This is a genomic window from Streptomyces sp. NPDC057474, from assembly GCF_042802555.1.
Lineage (GTDB): Bacteria > Actinomycetota > Actinomycetes > Streptomycetales > Streptomycetaceae > Streptomyces.
In genome coordinates, this window is record NZ_JBHVDX010000347.1 from 1 (window position 1) to 7,145 (window position 7,145).

Below are 7,145 nucleotides of genomic sequence, written 5' to 3' on the forward strand. Positions count from 1 at the left end.
AGCGGGCTCGCGGCTGGTGTTGGCACCCGCCGTCACACCCCCCCCTGCGTTGGCGGACCTCCCCACGCACTCCGCGCCGCGCCACGGCCCGGTCAAGTCCCCGCCCCCCGCCCCACTCAAGCGGCGGGGCCGCCGGGAGACCCTGGCCGGCTATCTCTTCATGTCCCCGTGGATCGCCGGGTTCCTGCTGCTGACAGCGGGCCCGATGGCCGCCTCGCTCTACTTCGCCTTCACCGACTACAACCTGTTCGACGCGCCCAAGTGGATCGGCCTCGACAACTTCTCCGAGATGTTCGCCGATCCGCGGTGGCAGCATTCGGTGCGGGTGACGCTCTGGTACGTCGTCGTCGGTACGCCGATCAAGCTGATCGCGGCCCTCGGTGTGGCGCTGCTGCTGGCCCAGAAGCGGCGCGGACAGGCCTTCTATCGGGCCGCCTTCTACGCGCCGTCGCTGATCGGGGCCAGCGTCTCCATCGCGATCGTCTGGAAGGCGATCTTCTCCGACGACGCGATCGTCGACCGTACACAGAAGATCTTCGGAATCGATGTCGGCGGCTGGACCGGCGACCCGGACATGATCATCTACAGCCTGGTGGCGCTCACCGTCTGGCAGTTCGGCGCCCCCATGGTCATCTTCCTCGCCGGCCTCAAGCAGGTCCCGCGCGAGCTGTACGAGGCGGCCGAGGTCGACGGGGCGGGTACGTTCCGGCGGTTCTGGAACATCACCCTGCCGATGATCTCCCCGGTCCTCTTCTTCAACGTCCTGCTGGAGACGATCCACTCCTTCCAGATCTTCAGCTCGGCGTACATCGTCGGCGGCGGCGCCGGAGGCAACGCCTGCGGTCCGGCGGACGGTTCGATGGTCTACACCTGTTATCTGTATGTCCAGGGCTTCGAGAACAGCCGGATGGGTCTGGCCTCCGCGATGGCCTGGATGCTGCTGGTCGCGGTCGCCCTGGTGACGGCGGTGCTGTTCTGGTCCCAGAAGCGCTGGGTGCACTACGAGGAGGGTGCCTGATGAGCGCACAGGCCACCGAGATCGCCCCGCCCCCGTCCGCGAAGGCCGGCGCCCTCCGGCGCAGGCTGCCCGGCTCCCTCGCCTGGCACCTCGGATCCCTCGCCATCCTCGCGGTGATCCTCTACCCGGTGATCTGGGTCGTCGGCGGCTCGTTCAAGAAGAGCGAGGACATCATCGGCAGCCTGGACCTGCTGCCGGGCGACCCGATCATCTCGAACTACACGAGCCTCGCCGACGGCATCGCGGACATCTCGATCTCCACGTTCTTCTTCAACTCGCTCACGCTCGCCGTGGGTTCGGTGATCGGGATCCTGGTGTCCTGCTCGCTGACGGCGTACGCCTTCTCGAAGATCAAGTTCGCGGGCCGGAACCTGTTGTTCACACTGATGATCGGTACGCTCCTGTTGCCGTACCACGTGCTGCTGATCCCGCAGTACGTGCTGTTCCGCAACATGGAAATGATCAACACGTACACCCCGCTGCTGCTGCCGAAGTACCTGGCCACGGAGGCGTTCTTCGTCTTCCTGATGGTGCAGTTCATGCGGAACCTGCCCAAGGAGCTCGACGAGGCGGCCCGGCTCGACGGCTGCGGGCACTTCCGGATCTACTGGTCGATCGTGCTGCCGCTGTGCCGGCCCGCGCTCATCACCAGTGCGATCTTCACCTTCATCAACTCCTGGAACGACTTCATGGGCCCGTTGATCTATCTGAACGAGCCCGACAAGTACACGGTCTCGCTCGGTCTGAAGATGTTCGTGGACCAGGACGCCGTGGCCAACTACGGCGGCATGATCGCGATGTCGCTGGTGGCGCTGCTGCCGGTGCTCGCGTTCTTCCTCGCCTTCCAGCGCTATCTGATCGACGGCATGGCCACCTCGGGCCTGAAGGGCTGAGGTGAGCTGATCATGGTCCAGGTCCGTGCCCGTGCGAAGGCCACCGCACCCCGCGAGGAGTCCCTGCTCGCCGAACGGTTCGCGCTGTTCGCCGAGTGTCTGCTCACGGGGGTGTGGATCGCGCTGGCCTCGCTGCCGCTGGTGACGTACCCCGCCGCGTTCGCCGCCGGCTCCCGGCACCTGAGGCGCCGTACGGCTCATGAGAGCGGCGGCTGGCGGGAGTTCGTGACCGACTTCCGGACGGCGGTGCACGGCGGCTGGCTCGTCGGGCTCGCCGGGTGGGCGGCGCTCGCGGCGGTGTGGGTGGACGTCCAGGCCGTACGCGCCGGGATCCCGGGCGGGCCGCTGGTCGGCGCGATCGGGATCCTCGCGCTGATCGGCGCCGCCGTCGCCGGACTGCGCGCGGCGGCGGTCTGGCGGCCCGGCGCCACCTGGCGGGCTCTGCTCGGCGCGGCCGGGCGGCGGACCGTGCTCGACCCCGCCGGATCCTTTCTGCTCGTCGGCGGAATGGCCGTGGTGGCCTGCTCCGCCTGGTTCGTCGCGCCGCTGGCGATCCCGGTCCTCGGTGCCGTCGCGGCGGCGGCCGTCGCCGTGGAGGAGCGGCACCGGCGCCGCCGCTGACCCGAGCGGGCGGTGCCTCGCGCCCAGGTCGGCGCCCCCCGGACGCGTCGCACCTCTCTCTGTCATGCCCCTGACCACCCGCACGCAAGACTTCCCGTACGGAAAGGAAAGGCCATGTCCCCCATCGACCGCAGGTCCCTTCTCAAGGCGGCCGCCGTCGCAGGAGCCGCCGCGCAGTTCAGCTGGGCGCTAGGGAGTTCGAACGCACAGGCCGCGCCCAGAGCCGAGGCGGCGGAGGCGGAGCCGGTGACCCTCGACTGGCTGGAGGACGGCGGACTCGGCGCCGCTCCCGGTTCGACGGTGGGTGTGCCGTGGCCGAAGGGCGCGTACGAAAAAGAACAGTCGTTTTCTTTGACCGACACGGACGGCAAGGCTGTGGCCGTGCAGTCCTGGCCGATCGGCTACTGGCCCGACGGCTCCGTGAAGTGGACCGCGCACGCGGTGGGCGCGAGCGCCGGCTCCGGCAAGCTCACCCTCGCCGCCGGCACGCCGACCGCGCCGGAGAAGAAGGTCACCGTCGACAGGAGCGGCGGCAGCATCGACGTGTCGACCGGTGTGATCACCGCGAAGATCGGCAAGTCCGGCTCCACCCTCGTGAAGTCCGTGTTGCGCGGCTCCACCGAGATCGCCAACACCGGCCGTCTGGTGCTGTTGCGCCAGCCGGAGATCGAGGACGGCGACCAGGGCGCGGAGAAGTACGAGCGGTTCGAGAGCGTCATCGGTGAGGTCGAGGTCGAGCAGGACGGGCCGGTCCGCGCGGTCGTCCGTATCGACGGCAAGCACCGCAAGGGAAGCCGCAGCTGGCTGCCCTTCTCGATCCGTCTCTACTTCTACGCGGGCGCCGAGTCGTTCCGCATGGTGCACACCATCACCTTCGACGGCACCCAGGAGCCCGGAAAGGCCGGCGGCGACTTCATCCGCGGCATCGGCGTCCGCTTCAAGGTCCCGATGCGCGACGCAGCGTACGACCGCCACATCCGCATCGGCGGCGAGGGCACGGGCCTGTTGCGCGAGGCCGTCAAGGGCATCACCGGGCTGCGGCGCGACCCGGGTGCGGCCGTCCGTACGGCCCAGTTCGAGGGAAAGAAGCTGCCCGACCCGTCCACCTGGGACCAGCGGGTCACCACCCGCCTCCAGTACATCCCCGAGTGGGGCGACTACACGCTCTCGCAGTTGTCCGCCGACGGCTTCGGTGTCCGCAAGCGCACCAAGAAGGGCCACGGCTGGATCCCGGCGGGTGGCGGTCGGCGGGCGAGCGGCTTCGGGTACGTCGGTGGCGCGTCCGGTGGTCTCGCCTTCGGTCTGCGGGACTTCTGGGAGAAGTTCCCCGCCCAGCTCGACATCCGGGACGCCCACACGGACACCGCCGAGGTCACCCTCTGGCTCTGGTCGCCCGAGGCGCAGCCCATGGACCTGCGCTTCTACCACGACGGCATGGGCCAGGACACCTACCCCGAGCAGCTCGAAGGCCTCAACATCACGTACGAGGACTACGAGCCCGAGTTCGGCACCCCCTACGGCATCGCCCGCACCAGCGAACTCCTCTTCTGGGCCCATGAGTCCACTCCGAGCGCCGAGGACATGGCCCAGCAGGTCGAGGCCGTCCGCACACCCGCGCAGCTCGCCGCCCCGCCCAAGCAGCTGATCAAGGCGGGCGTCTTCGGGCGGCTGTTCGCCGAGCCGGACCGCTCCACCGCGGCCAAGGCGAAGATCGAGGACCACCTCGACTTCCTCTTCACCTATTACAAGGACCAGGTGGAGATGCGCCGGTGGTACGGCTTCTGGGACTACGGCGACATCATGCACAGCTACGACCCCAGCCGTCACCAGTGGTGCTACGACGTCGGCGGCTACGCCTGGGACAACTCCGAACTCTCGCCGGACCTGTGGCTCTGGTTCGCGTACATGCGCTCCGGACGCGCGGACATCTTCCGCTTCGCCGAGGCCATGACCCGCCACACCGGCGAGGTAGACGTCTACCACCTCGGCAAATGGGCCGGTCTCGGCACCCGCCACGGCGTCCAGCACTACGCCGACAGCGCCAAGCAGCAGCGGATCGCCAACACCACCTACCGCCGTTACTACTACTTCCTCACCGCCGACGAACGGGTCGGCGACCTCATGCACGCCAACGTCGACTCCGACGAGACGTTCCTCGTCCTCGACCCGATCCGCAAGATCCGCACCGAGCCGTACACACCCGACCGGAACGCGCTGTCGATCGGGTTCGGCACCGACTGGTCCGGGCTCGTGTCGGCGTGGCTGACCGAGTGGGAGCGGCGCGGGCCGAAGTGGGAGAAGGCCAAGGCACGCGTCCTGTCGACGATGGAGACGATCGCGGCCCAGCCCAACGGCTTCGTCCAGGGCAACGCGCTCTACGACCTGGACACCGGCAAGTTCGCCGTCGCCACCGAGGCCAGGGTCGGCGTCTCCCACCTGTCGGCGATGTTCGGCCTGGTCGAGCTGAACGCCGAACTCCTCGACCAGATCGAGATGCCCAAGTTCAAGGAGGCGTGGCTCGACTACTGCCGCTACTTCAACGCGACGAAGGCGGAGCAGGCGGCGCGCTACGGCTCCAACTTCGGGAGCCTGCTGCTCTTCCAGGGCCACTCGCGGCAGGACGCGTACGCGGCGGTCCAGCTGGGCGACGACAAGCTGGCGGCCCGTGCGTGGCGGCAGTTCTACAACAGCGTCGACGCCTGGGACTACAAGGAGTCGACGGACTGGTCCACGAAGAAGATCGAGGGGCCGACGGCGCTCGTGCCGGGCAGCGAGGCGGCGTGGGTGTCGACCAACGCGACGGCGCTGTACGGGCTGGCGGCTATTCAGAACCTGGCGCTGGTGGGCGACAAGATGCCGTGACGCTCCGCTGGGGAGAGCGGGAGTGCATGGGGTGCATGGGGTGCCTTGGCGTCGTGGGGAACTGCGGGTTCGTTGTGGCTGGTCGCGCAGTTCCCCGCGCCCCTGAAGGGGCGCCTCAGCTCAGCTTTCCGAGTATGTCCCGCATACGCCGTGCGTCGCGCAGTCGCTGCTCGTAGGTGGCGCCCGCCGCGAGCAGTGCCAGACCGGCGAGTGCGGGAGGTACCCAACGGGGCAGGGCGTCCACGACCTGGGCGATGTACGGCGCGAGTTCGTGCAGGGCGACCAGGGCGAGCGTGGCGCCGCCGAGGAGGAGTGGGGCCTGGAGGCGGTGGCGGGCGCCCAGGAGGGTGACGACCAGGGCGGCGGCACCCAGCAGCAGGGGGCGGAGCCAGTGTGCGTCGCCCCAGGCCGTGACGAGGCTCGGGAGCAGCGTGACGGCGAGTCCCGGGCCGTACGCGGTCCAGGAGGAGGCCGTCAGGTCCCGGCGTCGGCGCAGGTGGCCGACGACCAGGGCCGGGACGGTCACCGGCAGGGTGTATGCCTCCGGGGAGCCGACCTCCCACGCCGCCAGCCGTACCCAGGAGGCCAGCACGAAGAGGGCGGCGGCCGCGTAGCCGATGTGCCGCCGGTCCGGTCGTACGGCCGTACCCGTGGCGATGACTCCGCAGAGCGCGAGGGTCAGGGCCAGCAGGGGCGGGTGTGTGGCGGAGAGGGCGATGGCCAGGAGGCCGGCCGCGGCGCCGGTCGCCTCGACCGGGATGGTCATGGGCGAGTCGCCGAGGCGTGCCGCGAGCAGGGCCGCGATGGCCGGGACGGTCAGGACGAGCAGTGCCGTGTGCTGCGGCTCCCAGTTGGCCGAGGCGCCGATCGAGCAGGTCAGGGCGGTGGCGTACGCGAGCGAGGCGGGGGCCGTGAGGGGGCCGAGGTGCGTGCGCCACGCCGTCGCCGCGAACAGGACGGTCGAGGCGGCGAGGACGGTGAGGGTCGCCGGCTCGGCGGCCAGGGAGTGGAGGGCCAGGCTCAGGGACGTGACGAGGGCCAGGAGAGCGCCGGTGAGGGGCAGCGGCGCCTGAAGGCGCTTGGGCTCCGCGAACCGTACGAATCCGGCGAAGCCCAGTGTGGCCATGACCAGGAGGCCCTGCGCCATCAGCCCGGCCGCGTACGGCAGTTCGAGGACTGCCGGGAGCACCAGGGCCGTCGCCCAGATGAGGACGAGGGCGCCGACCAGGGCAGGGGTACGCCAGGAGACGGTGCGCGCGGCCACGGTCAGTACCCCGGCGACGAGGACGAGTACGAGGGGTACGGTCGCCGTGTTCGGGGGCCACGGCGCGTCGAGCGTCACCGCCGCGCGGGTGTCCGTGGGTGCGCCGGACCAGATCCGCTCGATCCAGCCGACCGGGCCCAGCAGTGCGATGAGCAGCGTCGGCACGGTGGTGGCCAGGGCGAGGCCCTGGACGACCGCGGAGGCGTGGGCGAGGCCTCGGCGTACGGGCTCGGGGGCCTGTGTCCGTACCGTTGCCAACAGGGCGATCCCGCAGAGGAGATGGGCCGCAACCGTCCATACGTCGGGGAGGACCGACCGTGCGATCCCGCCGAGGCCCGCCACCGCGAGGAGCCCGCCGGTGAGCGCGGTGCCGAGGGCCAGGGCCGGCTTGGGGGTGAGCCAGGCGGCCGTCAGGGCGATCGTCGCGGCGAGGGCGAGGAGCGCCGCCGCACGGGCGGCGGCGCTCGGGCCGGCGGCGGCCCACGAG

At 70.2% G+C, this 7,145-nt stretch carries 5 protein-coding genes; 4 read left to right on the plus strand and 1 reads right to left on the minus strand.

Annotated elements, in window-relative coordinates:
• The first annotated feature begins 19 nt into the window (after positions 1–19).
• The 4 genes from ACFU53_RS45230 (at position 20) to ACFU53_RS45245 (ending at position 5,394) form a co-directional block, all read left to right on the plus strand.
• On the plus strand, positions 20–1,018 hold the full coding sequence (locus ACFU53_RS45230) for a carbohydrate ABC transporter permease (protein WP_384005902.1): 999 nt from the start codon (positions 20–22) through the stop codon (positions 1,016–1,018).
• Complete coding sequence (locus ACFU53_RS45235) at positions 1,018–1,911, plus strand: carbohydrate ABC transporter permease (RefSeq protein ID WP_384005894.1); 894 nt, start codon at positions 1,018–1,020, stop codon at positions 1,909–1,911. Before ACFU53_RS45230 ends, ACFU53_RS45235 begins: the two co-directional genes overlap by 1 nt.
• A 12-nt stretch (positions 1,912–1,923) precedes the next feature.
• Positions 1,924–2,532, plus strand: a complete 609-nt coding sequence (locus tag ACFU53_RS45240; RefSeq protein WP_384005896.1) for a hypothetical protein — start codon at positions 1,924–1,926, stop codon at positions 2,530–2,532.
• 114 nt (positions 2,533–2,646) lie between these two features.
• The gene (locus ACFU53_RS45245) at positions 2,647–5,394 is read left to right on the plus strand and encodes a Tat pathway signal sequence domain protein (RefSeq protein WP_384005898.1); all 2,748 of its coding nucleotides are present in this window, start codon (positions 2,647–2,649) and stop codon (positions 5,392–5,394) included.
• A gap of 115 nt (positions 5,395–5,509) precedes the next feature.
• Here ACFU53_RS45245 and ACFU53_RS45250 read toward each other — a convergent pair.
• The coding region (locus tag ACFU53_RS45250) for an SCO7613 C-terminal domain-containing membrane protein (RefSeq protein WP_384005900.1) at positions 5,510–7,145 on the minus strand (1,636 nt) is incomplete at its 5' end.

What these genes read in the sequence shown, in the direction of transcription:
- ACFU53_RS45235 (WP_384005894.1), top strand. Translation starts at nt 1,018, where the DNA reads ATGAGCGCACAGGCCACCGAGATCGCCCCGCCCCCGTCCGCGAAGGCC.
- ACFU53_RS45240 (WP_384005896.1), top strand. Translation starts at nt 1,924, where the DNA reads ATGGTCCAGGTCCGTGCCCGTGCGAAGGCCACCGCACCCCGCGAGGAG.
- ACFU53_RS45245 (WP_384005898.1), top strand. Translation starts at nt 2,647, where the DNA reads ATGTCCCCCATCGACCGCAGGTCCCTTCTCAAGGCGGCCGCCGTCGCA.